Origin of the sequence: Amycolatopsis dendrobii, from assembly GCF_014145675.1 — a bacterium.
In the GTDB taxonomy this organism is placed as follows: Bacteria; Actinomycetota; Actinomycetes; order Mycobacteriales; family Pseudonocardiaceae; genus Amycolatopsis; species Amycolatopsis dendrobii.
The window spans coordinates 146,122-160,991 of sequence record NZ_JACGZW010000006.1; the positions used below are offsets into that span (position 1 = coordinate 146,122).

Below are 14,870 nucleotides of genomic sequence, written 5' to 3' on the forward strand. Positions count from 1 at the left end.
GACCGACCGCACAGCACTCGCTCAATGGAATACTGATTCGCCGTGCCTCCTATCACTGTGAGACGAGCGCGAGCCGACGATGTCGAAGCGATCGTCCAGATGCTTGCGGACGACCAACTGGGAGCAACCCGCGACTCGCCAGCTGATCTGGAGCCCTACCTGCAAGCGTTCAAAACCATTGCTGCAGACCCAAATCAGCTGCTGGTCGTCGCAACGTCAAACGACCGGCCGGTAGCCACACTTCAGCTGACGATCATCCCCGGCCTCGCACGGCGCGGAGCGCTTCGCGGGCAAATCGAAGCTGTCCGCGTCCACCGCGATCACCGCGGCTCAGGCATGGGCGCACAACTCGTGCAGTGGGCCATCGACGAATCACGACGACGGGGTTGCAACCTGGTCCAGCTCACTTCGGACACCACGAGGACGGCAGCGCACCGCTTCTACGAACGGTTGGGCTTCGTCGCGAGTCACACGGGTTTCAAGCTGCATCTCTGATCACTCCCCTCCAGCAGCTGCTACCGTCCGCACGCTCGATGACCCCGCTTTCACCGTGCCAGAGTTGCCACGCAGAAGCCAAGCTATTGCACGATGGGTCCCTTCGTGCAATTTAGCTGACTGTGCTCGAATCAATGCGTATCGTGACGATCATGAGCCAGTCGACCACACCGGCAGAGCATGCCGACCAGACCAACAACAACACCCCCGAAACCGCAGACCTCGCCTTCCTGCTTCGCACCATGCACGCGAACCTCAGCCTCTTTGATCGTCTGCAGCCAGACCAGCTGATGGCGGCGGTAAAGGACGCGAACCGGCAGATCGCGCGCTTGCAGGCGTTGCAGTTGCATTGCATGGCTGGCATACGAAGACGAAGATCAGACCCGCACGAACTGGCGTGCGAGCTCGCGATTGCCTTGCATGTCACCGATACCCGAGCCGGAGCGATGATCGCTGCCGCTGAGGCCCTGGCCCAGCGTCTGCCTCGAACCTTCCGGCTGATGGATCAGGGCAAGTTCGACCTCTATCGCGCGATGAAAGTCACCGACGGCACCAGCCACCTGTCCGATCGCCATGCCCGGATGGTCGACTATCTGCTCGAACACCGACTGGAGGACAAGAACCCGACCCAAGTCCGCAAGGCGACCGCCTACGCCGCAACGAAAATCGACCCGGATGGCGCGATGAACCGGCTGGCTCAGCGGAAAGCTGAGCGTCGCGTCATCCTGCAACACCAGAGCGAAGGCATCTCGCGGTTCTCCGTCGACAACGCCTCGACTGACAAAGCTGCAGCGGCCTACCTCCGCGTCGACAAAATCGCGCGGTCGCTCAAGACAGGCGACGAGAAGCGCACTCTCGACCAGCTACGCGCTGACGTCGCGATCGATCTGCTGCTCAGCGGCAAGGGCGGCGTTCCAGAGCGAACCGAGGTGTACCTCTATGTCGATCTGAAGACATACCTAAATCTCAACGACAATCCTGCTGAGCTGGCTGGCCACGGTCATATCCCCGCCGAACTCGCGCGCCACATCGCGACGGGTCCCGACACGATCGTCCGCCGGGTCATCACTGATCCGCTGACCGGGCAAGTGATCGAGGTCGGCAAGTTCCGGTACCGGCCGAACATCGATGTCGACGAGTTCGTGCGGGTCCGCGACCGTGAATGCCGCCAGCCTGGCTGCCCGCGGCCCGCACAGAACTGCCTCACGGAACCGACCGGGACTGACTCCGCACACGCAGACTCGAGGTTGAGTTACTGCCTACGCCACCGCCGTCTCAAGAATCGAGCCGACTGGAGCTACGAGGTCATGCAGGACGGGAAGCTGATCGTCACGACGCCGACAGGCGAGACGGCTGAGAGCGCGCCTCCGCCACTGCACGACCCACAGTCCACGCCGGAACAACCTGGCGAGGAAAGGCTAGGCGCATAGGGAATCAGCGCGTGCCAGAGATCTTGGCGCTCCCGAGCACAAGGTCACCAGCCTGGTCGTCTTGCCGATAAAGGACAACGACCTGGCCAGGTGCCACACCTCGCAGCGGCTCTCGCAGCTGGATGGAGACCCGCCCGTCTTCCTCCGCTTCGGCGACGGCATCGGCAATGCCTCCGTGCGCGCGAACCTGGACAGTGCATTCGGTCGGGCCGTCCAATGCTCGCCCGCTCGGCCAGATCGCCCGGTCCGCGTCGATGGCCTGGACACCGAGGTCTGCTGACGACCCGACCTTCACCGTGCCCGAAACAGGTTCAAGCGAAAGGACATACCGCGGTCGCCCGTCAGCTGCCGGTGCATCGATGCCGAGACCCTTCCGCTGGCCCACGGTGAATCCGTGCACTCCAGTGTGGTGCCCAAGCACCGCGCCCGTCTCTGCATCGACGAGTTCACCGGGACGTTCGCCGAGCCGCTTCTCCAAGAACTTCTTGGTGTCGCCATCAGGGATGAAGCAGATGTCGTGGCTGTCCGGCTTCCGCGCAACGGAAAGCCCGCGCTGCTCCGCCTCGGCACGCACATCCGACTTCCAGGAGTCGCCCAGCGGAAACATCGCATGACGCAGCTGCTCTGGCTGCAGTGAAGCCAGTACGTACGACTGGTCCTTGCCTTCGTCCGCGCTGCGGCGAAGTTCCAACTCGCCGTCAACGGTCGCCAGGCGCGCATAGTGACCGGTCGCAACAGCGTCGAAGCCGAGAGCGAGTGCCTTCTCAAGAAGCGCCTCGAACTTGATCTTCTCGTTGCAAGTCACGCAAGGGTTGGGCGTGCGGCCGGCGGCGTACTCGCCGACAAACGTCTCAACGACCTCTTCGGTGAAACGCTCCGCGAAATCCCAGATGTAGAACGGGATACCGAGGATGTCCGCAGCCCTGCGGGCGTCGTGCGAATCTTCGATGGTGCAGCAGCCGCGGGAACCTGTCCGCAGCGTGCCAGGTTGCGCTGAAAGCGCCAGGTGCACTCCCACGACGTCGTGGCCGGCGTCCACTGCACGCGCGGCGGCGACGGCCGAGTCGACTCCTCCGCTCATTGCGGCCAATACCCGCATTGCTTTACACCTCTTGCTTCTGCGTCTGCTTGCGCATGCCGGCGAGGCCGGCCTGTCGGGCACGGGTGACGACGCCACCGATCTCGCGAGCCAGCGTGTGCACGTCGTCCAGCGTCGACGTGTGGCCAAGCGAGAATCGAAGCGAACCGCGAGCCGCGGCTGCGTCCGCCCCCATTGCCAGGAGGACGTGACTTGGCTGCGCGACACCAGCGGTGCATGCCGAGCCGGTGGAGCACTCGATGCCCTTCGCGTCCAAGAGCATCAGCAGGCTGTCGCCCGCGCAGCCGGGGAAAGTGAAGTGAGCGTGGCTCGGCAAACGCTCGCCGTCGCGACCATTAAGAATCGCGTCCGGGACTTCCCGCAGGACCGCAGCAACGAGCTCATCGCGCAGCTTCTCAACTCGGTCCGCGTACTCCGCTCGACCGCTGATCGTCGCTTGCACGGCAGCGGCGAACCCAGCGATCGCCGGGACGTCGAGAGTGCCCGAGCGAACACTACGTTCCTGGCCACCACCGTGGAGAACAGGGACGCATGAGGTATCCCTGTCGAGAAGAAGCGCACCGACGCCATACGGCCCGCCAAGCTTGTGGCCGGTCAGCGTGAGTGCTGCGGCACCGGAAGCAGTGAAGTCGACGGGAACTGCTCCGACCGCCTGGACGGCGTCGGTGTGCAGAGGGATCCCGTACTCGTTGCAGACCTCGGCGAGAGCAGCGACCGGATTGACAGTGCCGACCTCGTTGTTCGCCCACATCACCGTCGCCAGGGCAACAGTCTCCGGTGCCGATTCAATCGCCGCGCGCAGCGTTTCCGGCGAGACACGGCCCTGGTCGTCGACTTCGAGCCAGGTGATCTCGGCGTCCGAGTGCTGCTCCAGCCACTCGACAGTGTCGAGGACCGCGTGATGCTCGACCGTGCTGCAAAGGACGCGACGTCGGGCCGAGTCTTCGCCGTGGCGAGCCCAGAAGATGCCCTTGACAGCGAGGTTGTCACTCTCCGTACCGCCGCTGGTGAAGATAATCTCCGACGGCCGCGCCCCCAGAGCGGCGGCGATCACTTCGCGCGCTTCCTCGACGGCCCGCCGAGCTCGACGGCCCGAAGAATGCAGCGCAGAGGCGTTGCCCACGGTGGACAAAGCCTCAGTCATCGCCGCAATGGCTTCGGGCAGCATCGGAGTCGTTGCCGCATGGTCGAGATAGGTCATCGCTCTATCAGGGTAGACCGATGCGGCCTGTGACGAAGCTCGCCCCGGGCCCCGGAGTGGCACGTCACACCTGTTTCGGCCACCTGCTCGTGAGTTGGACGCCGAGCAACGCCAGCAGGACGAGCGCGATGCTGAGCAATCCCATCGCGGCAGAAGGCTGGGCGGCGGACGCGACCGCGGCCAGGAGCACCCCGCCGAGCCCGATGAGCAGCGCTGATCCGACCCAGTCGGCGAGTTGCATCGCGGAGGTGTTGAATCCTCGCTCCCCCTCCGGGGAGTAGCGCAGCAGGAGGACCGAGATAGCCGGCATCGCGATTCCCATCCCGGCCCCGCCGACCGCGCAAACGGCGAAGGCCACCCAGGCCGGGAACCACGATTGGGCGACAAAGCCGAAGCCGACCAAGCCAATCGCGACGAGTGCGAAGCCAGTACGCAGCGAGGCCTCGCGGGACCAGTCGAGGAACCGGCCTTGCAGGGCAGATGCGGCAGACCAGCCGAGAGCGGTGATGGTCAGCGGCAGGCCAGCGAGCGCGGGGCTGTAGCCGTGAACGGCGGTCATGGTCAGCGGGAGGTACGCCTCCATGCCTGCGTATGCGCCGGCGATCAGAGCTCGGGAGGCAACCACCGTGGGCAATCCAGGACGAGAGGTCATCGTTCCGGCAGGCAGGAGCTTGCGCAGTGCGACGGCTAGCGCGACCAGACCCAAGCCTCCGTATGCGATCGCGGCAGGCGATGGGTGTTGCGCAGCCCAGCTCAGGGCAGCGACGCCAAGTGCAGCGACAACAGCGGCGATGACGCCCGCGCGGCGCCCGGCCGACAGCGGCACATGGGCGGGCAAGCGGCGAGTGATCTTGTAGAGAAGAGCGATTCCGATCCCGACCAGCGGAAGCAGTCCGAGGAAGACCCATCGCCAGCCCACGGTCACGGTCACCACGCCAGCGACGGATGGGCCGATGACCGCGGGAAGGACCCAGGCGGCCGCGTTCGCCGCGTAGATGACGGGGCGTTCGCGGTCGGTGAATGTCAGGGCAATCAGCAGCGAGACGGACACCAGCAGAAATCCCGAGCCGAAGCCCTGCAGCGCTCGGCCGACCAGGAGCGTCGGCATCGTCGTGGCGACGCCTGCGACAGCTAGCCCTGCGGCGAACAGAGCCGGCCCCACCAGGAGCGCCGGAGCTGGGCCTCGACGGTCGCCCAGCCGGCCGGACAAGACGGTAGCGACGACGCTTGCCACGAGGAACGTCGTGAACGGCCACGAGTAGAGCGCAAGACCGTGAAGTTCGGCGACCAGCGTCGGCATCGCGGTGGCAACGCCCATGTTTTCAAAGGCCACCAGCGTGACCACAAGCAACAGCCCGACGGTGACAAGGCGGTGTTCGCGGTTCCAGAGGACGCTCTTTCGAGGCTGCGCTTCGACGGTCTGGCTCATGATCGCGAGCTTGCAACCTCCAGCGCTCTGGAGGTCAAGCGGATCTTTGGGGGTTAACAGAGGGGCGCGTCGCATCGGAGGAGTATCCGAGGCCTCAAGTTTGACGTTCCGCAGCTCACGCGGGATCGGGCGAAGCCCGTGGACGCAACGGCAGGGCAAGCGAGGGCGGTCGACGCGAGGAAGTCGATGACGCCGGGTAGCTGGCGACGTCATGCAGGTCGCCTAGACCGATGGATTGGGCTCACTTGCAGCTGTAAAGAACCACTGTCTGTGTCTCTACGCCGGGCCAGAGCTGAGTGGTCGAGCGCAGCAGGGCTGGGGTTTTGCCGTTGGCTGGCGAATCGCGCGTGCGGTTCGGAATGCGCCGGATGCTGGTTGGCTTTAAGTAGGACGTACGGCGACCGAAGGAGAGTGCGAACCGAGATGCGAGCCATCACTTTCGCCGAGTACGGCGGGTCCGAAGTGCTGCAACTGAAAGAGGTTCCGGCACCGGAGCCTGGCCCGGGGCAGGTCCGGGTCGCGGTCCGGCGCGCGGGGATCAACCCGATCGACTGGAAGATCCGTTCGGGGGCGATGGCTGGCGGCGCGGGCCTCAAAGCTCCGCAGATTCCGGGGCTGGAGATCGCCGGAGTGGTCGACGCGGTGGGCGACGGCGCTGAATTCGGCGTCGGAGATGAGGTGTTCGGCTGGTCCGCGACCGGCGGGTATGCCGACTTCGCGATCGGCGGTGCGATCGTTCGCAAGCCTGCCGACCTCTCCTGGGATGACGCGGCGGCGTTGCCGGTTGCCGGCGAAACTGCGTTGCGAGTGTTGCGGCTGCTCGACATCAAAGCTGGCGAACTGCTGGTTGTCCACGGAGCGAGCGGCGCTGTCGGTCGTTTCGCGACGCAAATCGCGGTCGCCTTGGGCGCGACGGTGATCGGAACGGCTGGACAGCACAATCTCGATGAGGTGAAAGCGCTGGGCGCGATTCCCGTGCGTTACGGCGACGGGTGGCTGGAGCGGGTCCGCGAGGTGGCGGACCGACCGGTCGATGCGGTCTTCGACGCGTCTGGCCATGGCGTTTTGCCGGAATCGGTCGAGTTGCGAGGGTCGAAGGATCGCATCGTGACCATCGCCGACGGTGCGGCTTTCGAACTCGGACTGCCGTTTTCGTCCGGCGGCCAGGACGGGCAGACACAAGAGGTCCTCAACGAGATTCTCGGGTATGTACGCAATGGATTGCGGATTGCTCAGGGGAAGACATTCCCCTTGGAGGAAGCAGCAGCTGCGCAGGAGGAGAGCCAGAACGGGCACCCAGGCGGGAAGCTGACTCTTGCCGTTTCCTGACCACGAGCGTCGGCTAGGCTTGAGGACGAAACGGCTCGGCAGGTTGGCGTTGCCGGTCTGCGGCAAGCAGGCCGTTGCCGCTCAGTGGCGAAAAGGCTGAGCAGCGCGGGTAGACGCGCCGAGGGTAAGCGACTGTCGCCACTCAGCGGCGACAAACCTGGAGTGCGGAAGCTAGGCGCGTCGGCGCAAGTGATTCGTCGCCGTGAGGCAGATGACGGGGGCGGCGGTTACCTGCGACGAGCCGGGGAGCCGTAGCCATCCGGCGGCGAGGCGGGTCGGGCGGCTGTCGCCGTTGAGTGGCGAATGGGCCGGCTGCGGTCAGCCGAACGGCCAACGGGCTAGGTCGGAGAGCTGCGGAGAAGTGTCGCCAAAAAACGGCAACTCCCCTCCGCAGCCCTGTGACCAGGGTGTTCGTCAGTGCACAGCCGGCTCGGCCGACGAGGGACGGCCGACCAGAACCCGGCGGCGGCGCTGCGGCGGGATGCGGACTGTGCCGAGCGCCGAATGGATTGAGGCTTCGGCGAGAGCGGCCAGCGAACGACGGTCGTCGGCGCGGCCTGGGGCGATCTCCGGGCACACGTGCACTTCCAGGACCAGACCGCGCAGCGCGGCGACCCGGCGCAAGGACGCGATGAGCGATTCCGGCCCGATGAACGCCGGCTGGCTGGTCTCGCGGCCGTCGGCGAGTCGGTAGCGGAGGGCGATCGGCCGGACCGGAACGCCTCCGTCGATCGCGGCTTGGAAGGTGGCCGTCGTGAAGTGTCCGGAGGCTAGGCCGCACCAGGTGGTGCCCTCGGGAGTGACGTTGACGAGCGCGCCGGCGCGGAGGCTGTCGGCAAGTTCGGACATGGTGTCCGGCAGAGCGCGCAAACGGTTGCGGTCCAGGAAGATGCTCCCGCCGCGACGGACGAGCGTCCCCAGGATTGGCCAGGAGGCGATCTCGATCTTCGCGAGCGCGCGCATCGGGCGCAGTGCGTTGACGGCGATGATGTCCAGCCACGAGATGTGGTTGTTCACCACGAGCGCACCGCGGCCCGCCGGGGCTGCGAGGAAGTCCGCACCGCCCACCACGGACATCCGCACGCCGAACGCCCTCAGCACTGCCCGGAAGATCCGGCGCACCAAGCGCTCCCGGCCCCGGCCGCGAATCACCAGCAACGCCGGCGCGATCAGCAGCGCCGCGAAGACCACGGAACCCGCTGCGGTGAAACGCAAAATCCGTCGGGGCAAGCCGACCGTCGGCGCGCCTTCAGTGAGGCAACCGTCACCGCAGGGCGACGTCGGCATCCATGCGTGACTCATCCTTGCGCCCCGAGGAAGAACTTCAGGTACCGCTCGTCGACCTGCTGCAGATCAAGAAGGACGAAGAAGTCCGCGACCCCGAAGTCGGCGTCGAGGGCCGGCGGGCCGCACACTTTGGCGCCAAGCCGCACGTAACCCTTGATCAGCGGCGGAAGCATGGCCCGGTCAGGTCGCGCGATCGCGCCCGGATCCCAGGGGTTCAACGGCGAGACGCGCAACGAGTCGTCGGCGTGATGCTTGGTGCGCAAGACATCCCAGACGCTGGCGGCGTAGCTGCCGCCGTCGTTGATCGGGACCGAGGCGCAACCCGCGAGATAACGATGTCCGGAAAGGAGCATGTAGCGCGCGATCCCGGCCCACACCAGGCTCACGACGGCACCGCTGCGGTGGTCGGGGTGGACGCAGGACCGTCCGGTCTCGACCAAGGACGGCCGCAGCGCGGCGAGCGTCGTCAGGTCGAATTCGCTGTCGGAATAAAGCTTTCCGGCCTGCGCGGCGCGCTCCGGCGGGAGCATGCGGTAGCAGCCGACGATCTCGCCGGTGTTGTCGTCGCGGACCACGAGGTGGTCGCAGAATTCGTCGAAGTAGTCGACGTCCCGGCCGGGCTCCGGGGAATGCAGTTCCGCCCCCATCTCCTCGGCGAAAACCCGGTATCGCAGTTTCTGTGCGGCGAGCACTTCATCGTTCCCGTTGGCGACCAGAAGCGAATACCGCGGAGCGCCTGCGGGAAGGTCGGCACCCGCCTGATCAGTACTGACGAGGAGCTGTGACGACGTCATGGTCAAGGTGTACCTGCCGGTAAGCGGCCTCGGAGAGTGCCAATCGATGACCGGTCAGTGCACGTTGAGTTAATTGCGGGTTCTCAGGTTCCTCTCAGGCAGCCGAGAAAGCCCGGAGAACGCGGAAGGCCGCCGCGTGGCGTGCACGCGACGGCCTTCCGGGCGAAAGAAAACGTCAGCCCTTGCGCTTGTCGACAGCGTCGGTCAGCTGCGGCGCGACGTTGAACAGGTCGCCCACCACGCCGAAGTCGGCGATCTCGAAGATCGGGGCCTCGGCGTCCTTGTTGACCGCGATGATCGTCTTCGACGTCTGCATGCCGGCACGGTGCTGGATCGCGCCGGAGATGCCGAGCGCGATGTACAGCTGCGGCGACACCGTCTTGCCGGTCTGGCCGACCTGGAACTGCGCCGGGTAGTAGCCGGAGTCGACAGCGGCACGGGACGCGCCGACAGCCGCGCCGAGCGAGTCGGCCAGCTTCTCGACGACGTCGAACTTCTCCGCCGAACCGACACCGCGGCCACCGGAAACGACGATCGACGCCTCGGTCAGCTCCGGACGGTCGCCGCCGACGACCGGCTCGATGCCGGTGATCTTGGCGGACTTCGCCGGGTCCTGCGCAGGGATCTCGACGGTCTCCTCGGCGGCCGCGCCATCGGCAGCCTCCGCCTCGACCGCGCCCGGACGCACCGACACGACCGGCGCACCCTTGGCAGCCTTGGCCTTGACGGAGAATGCGCCACCGAAGATGGACTGGTCAACGGTGCCGTCGGCGTTCACACCGACCGCGTCGTAGAGCAGACCGGAGCCCAGCCGCAGCGCGACCCGCGCAGCCACCTCCTTGCCCTCGGCGCTGGCGGCGACGAGCACCGCGGCAGGCGAGACCTGCTCGGCGAGCTTCGCGAGCACGTCGACCTTCGGCGTCACCAAGTAACCGGCGGCGTCGTCGCCCTCGGCGACGTACACCTTCGCCGCGCCGTGGCCGGCGAGCGCTTCCTTGGCCTTCGCCGCGGTGCCGGTCGGGCCCACCACGACGGCGGAGGGCTCGCCGAGGGCGCGCGCAGCGGTCAGCAGCTCGAGCGTGACCTTCTTGACATCACCGTCGACGTGGTCGACGAGGACGAGTACTTCAGCCATTTTCCGGAATCCTCCTCGAAACCGTGTCTCAGATGAGCTTCTGCGCGACCAGGTACTCAGCGACCTTCGAGCCGCCGTCGCCCTCGTCCTCGACCTTCTCGCCCGCGGTGCGCGGCGGCTTCGGCGAGGCCTCGACGACCGTCGACCACGCGTTGGCGAGGCCGACCTCGCCCGCGTCGATGCCCAGGTCGGCGATGGTCAGCGTCTCGACCGGCTTCTTCTTCGCGGCCATGATGCCCTTGAACGACGGGTAGCGCGGCTCGTTGATCTTCTCGCTCACGCTCACCAGCGCCGGCAGGTTCGCCTCGAGGTGGGTGATGCCGTCCTCGGTCTCGCGGTCGGCCTTCACGGCGGAGCCTTCGACGGTCAGCTGACGCACGTAGGTCAGCTGCGGCACGCCGAGCAGTTCGGCGAGGATCGCGGGCACGGCGGCGCCGCGGCCGTCGGACGCCTCGTTGCCGGCCAGGATCAGGTCGAAGCCCTCGACCTTGCCGACGGCGGCGGCGATGACCTTCGCGGTGGCGATCGCGTCGGAGCCGTGCAGCGCCTCGTCGGACACGTGGATGGCTTTGTCGGCGCCCATGGAGAGCGCCTTGCGGATCGCGTCGGTCGCGCGGTCCGGGCCGACCGAGATCACGGTGACCTCGCCCTCGCCGGCTTCCTTGATCTTGAGGGCCTCTTCGACGGCCTTCTCGTTGATCTCGTCGAGCACGGCGTCGGCGGATTCGCGGTCAAGGGTGTTGTCGGAACCGGAGAGCTTCCGCTCCGAGTAGGTGTCCGGTACCTGCTTGACCAGGACAACGATGTTCGTCATGGGTCTTCTTCGACCTCCCGGTTGGGGCCGGCTCTCGGCCGCGGGACAGTGCTCTACTGAGCGGTAGATTAGGGGCAATTCCGCGGCCGGACCCCCCGAGGTGACGGCATTCACCTGGATGAGCAATCTAATGGGACCATCGTCCTAGTAGTTGACCGGTTAGCCCGTCCAGCGTGCCGCTCGCCCGATCGGAGCAACGGTCACTTACTCGCAGTAGGCCGTTAGGGGTTACGCTCCGGCACCATGTCCGCGCACATCGCCGTAGTCACCGACTCGACCTCGTGCCTGCCCGAGCAGCTCGCCGCCCAGTGGCGAATCAGTGTCGTCCAGGTCCAGCTGCATGTCGGCGACCAGACGGACGACGAGCACCGCTTCGACCGGAGCGAGCTCATCCAGACGATGAAGTCCGGCGCGGCCGTCACGACTTCGCCGCCCGATCCGGGCGCGTTTTTCTGGAGCTACCAGGACGCGGCCTCCGCCGGCGCATCCGCCATCGTGAGCCTGCACATCTCCGGACGGCTTTCGCAGACCGTCGAAGCCGCCCGCGAAGCCGCCCAGCAGGTCCGGATTCCCGTGCACATTCTCGACAGCGGGACAGCGAGCATGAGTCTCGGCTACGCAGCGGTGTCCGCCGCCCGCGTCGCCGGAGCCGGCGGACAGCTCGAGCGAGTCCTGGACGCCGCGGAACGGCGAGTCCGCAGCTCAACCGAACTGATCTATGTCGACACGCTCGAGTACTTGCGGCGATCAGGACGGATCGGCGCCGCCCAGTCGATGCTCGGAAGTGCGTTCGCGATCAAGCCGCTGCTCACCGTCCGCAATGGAGAAGTGGGTCCGCTCGCCCGCGTTCCCGGCACTAAACGAGCGATGAACCGGCTCGTCGACCTGGCCGTGCAAGCGGCTGGCGACCAGCCGGTGGACCTCGCGGTGACCCGATTCGGCTCCGATGAAAGCGAGGTCGTCCGGCGGCTGCGGGAGCGCGTGCCAGGCGCGGGCGAGATCGTGGTGGGCGACGCGAGCACCGTGATCGGCGCTCACGTCGGCCCGGGCGCGCTCAGCATCACGGTGTCGCCGTCGAACTGACCTCGATTCGCCGCCCAGGGACCAAAAGCACCACGAGCGGCAGCAGGACCGTCACCGCGAGCCCGCCGATGATGAGCACCTGGTCGAGCTGCGGATAGTGCCCGACGTGACCCACGTGGTAGACGAGGTGCGGGACGGCGAACAGCAACGCCGCGATCGCCACCAGCCTCGCGATAGCTGTGGTGCCCATCACGGCAGCGCCCACCAGCATGGCGCCGAGCGCCAGGCTGAGGCCGCCGAAATCGATGATGAAGTGCTCGTTGTAGGGCCCGTCCATGGAGACCCAGCCGTGCCGGAACCCTGGAAAGTCCTGGTAAAACCCCATCGGGTCGAGCAGCGGCCAAAGCCCCTGCACCAGGGTGTAGAGACCGAGCAGGATCAGGAGGATGCGCGTGATCGTCCGTTGCATACCGCTGGAACGAGACGGCTGCGCGAAACGTGACAGGCGCTAGGGTCGCGCAGGTGACCAACGCAGCCACCCGGGCCGAGGCACTGCACCTCACCGGCGAACGAACCGTCCCCGGCATCCCCGAGGAGAATTATTGGTTCCGCCGCCATGAAGCCGCATACCTCGCCCTTCTCCCCCACTGCGCCGACGCGACCGTGCTCGAAGCCGGCTGCGGCGAGGGCTACGGTGCCGGGCTTATCGCCCAGCACGCCCGGCAAGTGCTGGCGCTGGACTACGACGTGCCGACCACCGAACACGTCACACGTCGCTATCCGGATGTCGCCGTCGCGCGGGCAAACCTGGCGTACCTCCCGCTAAGGGACGGCGCGGTCGACGTGGTGGCGAACTTCCAGGTGATCGAACACCTCTGGGACCAGGACGGTTTCCTCGCCGAATGCTTCCGCGTCCTGCGTCCGGGAGGAAAACTGCTGGTCACGACCCCGAACCGGCTCACCTTCACGCCGGACAGCGACACCCCGCTCAACCCGTTCCATACGCGCGAACTGGCACCATCCGAAATGGACGAGTTGCTGCGCACAGCCGGGTTCACCGTGGCGGCGTTGAACGGGCTGCACCACGCCGAATCCCTGCGCAGCGTGGAAACCCGCTACGGCGGCTCGATCATCGACGCTCAACTGGACGTCGTCATGGGCTCGCTTCCCGGACAAGCCACCTGGCCCGCCGACCTCCTCGCGGACGTCGCAGCGATCCGGGCCGACGACTTCGCGATCCACAGCGACGACTTGGACGCAAGCCTCGACCTGGCGGCCGTGGCGGTGCGCCCGTGAGCGCCCGGAATCCCACACCCGAAGGCACGTTCTGCCTCGTCCTGCACAGCCACCTGCCGTGGCTGCCGCACCATGGCAGCTGGCCGGTCGGCGAGGAGTGGCTGTATCAGGCGTGGACGCATTCGTATCTGCCGGTCGTCGACCTGCTGCGCCGTTTCGCCGCTGAGGGGCGACGCGACGTCCTGACACTCGGCATGACGCCAGTCCTCGCCGCGCAGCTCGACGATCCGTACGCCATCCGCGCGTGCCACGACTGGATCGGCCACTGGCAGCTGCGCACACAGCACGCATCGACGCTCTGGCATGGCGATCCATTGCTGCGCGACCTAGCCGCTGCGGAGCACCAGGTCGCGATGCACGCCACCGAGGAGCTGGAAACGCGCTGGCGGCACGGCTTCTCGCCGATTCTTCGGTCGCTTGTGGACAGTGACACGATCGAACTGCTCGGCGGACCGCTGGCACATCCGTTCCAGCCACTGCTGGACCAGCGAGTGCGACGGTTCGCCCTCCAAGCGGGGCTGGAGGACACCGCACTGCGCATTGGCCGCGCGCAAGAAGGTATTTGGGCACCTGAATGTGGCTATGCACCGGGAATGGAACGAGATTACCACGATGCCGGTGTGCGCCGCTTCCTAGTCGACGGCCCTTCACTCCATGGTGACACTTCCGCCGCACATCCGGTCGGCGACTCCGACGTCGTCTGCTTTGGCCGCGATCTTGAAGTCACCTACCGGGTTTGGTCGCCGAAAGCCGGCTATCCGGGCCATGCGGCGTATCGGGATTTCCACACCTGGGCACACGAAGTCGGACTGAAAGCGTCGCGCGTCACCGGAAAAACCGTTGAACCACAAGACAAATCTCCGTACGACCCCGCGCTCGCCGCGGAGGTTTTGGGTTCGCACGTCAAGGATTTCGTCGAAACAGTCGTCGCACGGCTGAGGTCTCTCCGTGAGCAACACGACCGCGAGTCACTTGTGGTCGCGGCATACGACACGGAACTCTTCGGACACTGGTGGCACGAAGGCCCCGCGTGGCTCGAAGGAATCCTGCGCGCACTGCCCGAGGCCGGCGTCCGGGTGACCACATTGCGCGGCGCGCTCGAGGCTGGCCACCTAGGCGAACCGGTCCAGCTGCCGTCATCCTCATGGGGCTCCGGCAAGGACTGGCGAGTATGGGACGGCGAGCAGGTCGCGGACATGGTGCAGGACAACACCGCGCTACAGGCCCGCCTGCTCGACCTGGTCGATAAGCAGGACGGGACCACTCGCGACGCCGTTGCCGATCAGGCCGTCGCCGAGGCGATGATGGCGCTGTCCAGCGACTGGGCGTTCATGGTCACCAAAGACTCCGCCGCTGACTACGCCCGCCGGCGCGCCCGTGTGCACACCGAACGATTCGATGCCCTGGCGGGGTTGCTGCGCAGTGGGGATCGCGCTCGCGCGCTCGCCTTGGCCGAGGAATACCGCCGGGCCGACGGCCCGTTCGGACATCTGGACGCACGCGCCCTGCGGCGTCCTCGCGCATGACGATCGGAAGGA

General features: G+C 66.5%; 14 protein-coding genes. 6 read left to right on the plus strand and 8 right to left on the minus strand.

Annotated elements, in window-relative coordinates:
* The first annotated feature begins 51 nt into the window (after positions 1-51).
* Both H4281_RS18810 and H4281_RS18815 read left to right on the plus strand, forming a co-directional pair.
* Positions 52-495, plus strand: a complete 444-nt coding sequence (locus tag H4281_RS18810; protein ID WP_376771916.1) for a GNAT family N-acetyltransferase — start codon at positions 52-54, stop codon at positions 493-495.
* A 152-nt stretch (positions 496-647) separates the two neighbouring features.
* Entirely contained in the window at positions 648-1,925 is a 1,278-nt protein-coding gene (locus H4281_RS18815; protein ID WP_246412057.1) for a DUF222 domain-containing protein, read from the plus strand.
* 4 nt (positions 1,926-1,929) lie between these two features.
* Here H4281_RS18815 and mnmA read toward each other — a convergent pair whose 3' ends face one another.
* From mnmA to H4281_RS18830, 3 genes are all read right to left on the minus strand, one after another.
* A complete protein-coding gene (gene mnmA / locus H4281_RS18820) occupies positions 1,930-3,024 on the minus strand; it encodes a tRNA 2-thiouridine(34) synthase MnmA (protein WP_182892243.1) in 1,095 nt (364 codons plus the stop codon).
* A gap of 4 nt (positions 3,025-3,028) precedes the next feature.
* Entirely contained in the window at positions 3,029-4,225 is a 1,197-nt protein-coding gene (locus H4281_RS18825) for a cysteine desulfurase family protein (protein ID WP_182892244.1), read from the minus strand.
* A 64-nt stretch (positions 4,226-4,289) separates the two neighbouring features.
* Positions 4,290-5,654: an MFS transporter gene (locus H4281_RS18830; RefSeq protein WP_182892245.1), complete on the minus strand. Its 1,365-nt coding sequence runs from the start codon at positions 5,652-5,654 to the stop codon at positions 4,290-4,292.
* Positions 5,655-6,077: 423 nt separating this feature from the next.
* On the opposite strand from H4281_RS18830, the gene H4281_RS18835 reads away from it, so the two are divergent.
* On the plus strand, positions 6,078-6,983 hold the full coding sequence (locus H4281_RS18835; protein ID WP_182892586.1) for an NADP-dependent oxidoreductase: 906 nt from the start codon (positions 6,078-6,080) through the stop codon (positions 6,981-6,983).
* Positions 6,984-7,397: 414 nt separating this feature from the next.
* Here H4281_RS18835 and H4281_RS18840 read toward each other — a convergent pair whose 3' ends face one another.
* The 4 genes from H4281_RS18840 to H4281_RS18855 all read right to left on the minus strand — a co-directional run bounded on the left by H4281_RS18840 (position 7,398) and on the right by H4281_RS18855 (position 11,013).
* Positions 7,398-8,285 (minus strand): lysophospholipid acyltransferase family protein, encoded by an 888-nt coding sequence (locus tag H4281_RS18840; protein ID WP_182892246.1) that lies wholly within the window; start codon positions 8,283-8,285, stop codon positions 7,398-7,400.
* Positions 8,282-9,064 carry a GNAT family N-acetyltransferase gene (locus H4281_RS18845; protein WP_182892247.1) on the minus strand — a complete coding sequence of 261 codons (783 nt, stop codon included), beginning with the start codon at positions 9,062-9,064 and terminating at the stop codon, positions 8,282-8,284. The genes H4281_RS18840 and H4281_RS18845 overlap by 4 nt, the downstream gene beginning before the upstream one ends.
* Before the next feature lie 175 nt (positions 9,065-9,239).
* The gene (locus H4281_RS18850; RefSeq protein WP_037811816.1) at positions 9,240-10,199 is read right to left on the minus strand and encodes an electron transfer flavoprotein subunit alpha/FixB family protein; all 960 of its coding nucleotides are present in this window, start codon (positions 10,197-10,199) and stop codon (positions 9,240-9,242) included.
* Between the two features lie 28 nt (positions 10,200-10,227).
* A complete protein-coding gene (locus tag H4281_RS18855) occupies positions 10,228-11,013 on the minus strand; it encodes an electron transfer flavoprotein subunit beta/FixA family protein (protein WP_037811817.1) in 786 nt (261 codons plus the stop codon).
* Positions 11,014-11,256: 243 nt separating this feature from the next.
* Here H4281_RS18855 and H4281_RS18860 point away from each other — a divergent pair, with 243 nt between their 5' ends.
* Entirely contained in the window at positions 11,257-12,096 is an 840-nt protein-coding gene (locus tag H4281_RS18860; protein ID WP_182892248.1) for a DegV family protein, read from the plus strand.
* Here the strand turns inward: H4281_RS18860 and H4281_RS18865 are convergent.
* On the minus strand, positions 12,074-12,505 hold the full coding sequence (locus H4281_RS18865; protein ID WP_182892249.1) for a hypothetical protein: 432 nt from the start codon (positions 12,503-12,505) through the stop codon (positions 12,074-12,076). The genes H4281_RS18860 and H4281_RS18865 overlap by 23 nt on opposite strands.
* 53 nt (positions 12,506-12,558) lie before the next feature.
* On the opposite strand from H4281_RS18865, the gene H4281_RS18870 reads away from it, so the two are divergent.
* Both H4281_RS18870 and H4281_RS18875 read left to right on the plus strand, forming a co-directional pair.
* Complete coding sequence (locus H4281_RS18870) at positions 12,559-13,332, plus strand: class I SAM-dependent methyltransferase (RefSeq protein WP_182892250.1); 774 nt, start codon at positions 12,559-12,561, stop codon at positions 13,330-13,332.
* On the plus strand, positions 13,329-14,858 hold the full coding sequence (locus H4281_RS18875) for a 1,4-alpha-glucan branching protein domain-containing protein (RefSeq protein ID WP_182892251.1): 1,530 nt from the start codon (positions 13,329-13,331) through the stop codon (positions 14,856-14,858). The genes H4281_RS18870 and H4281_RS18875 overlap by 4 nt, the downstream gene beginning before the upstream one ends.
* Positions 14,859-14,870: the final 12 nt, after the last annotated feature.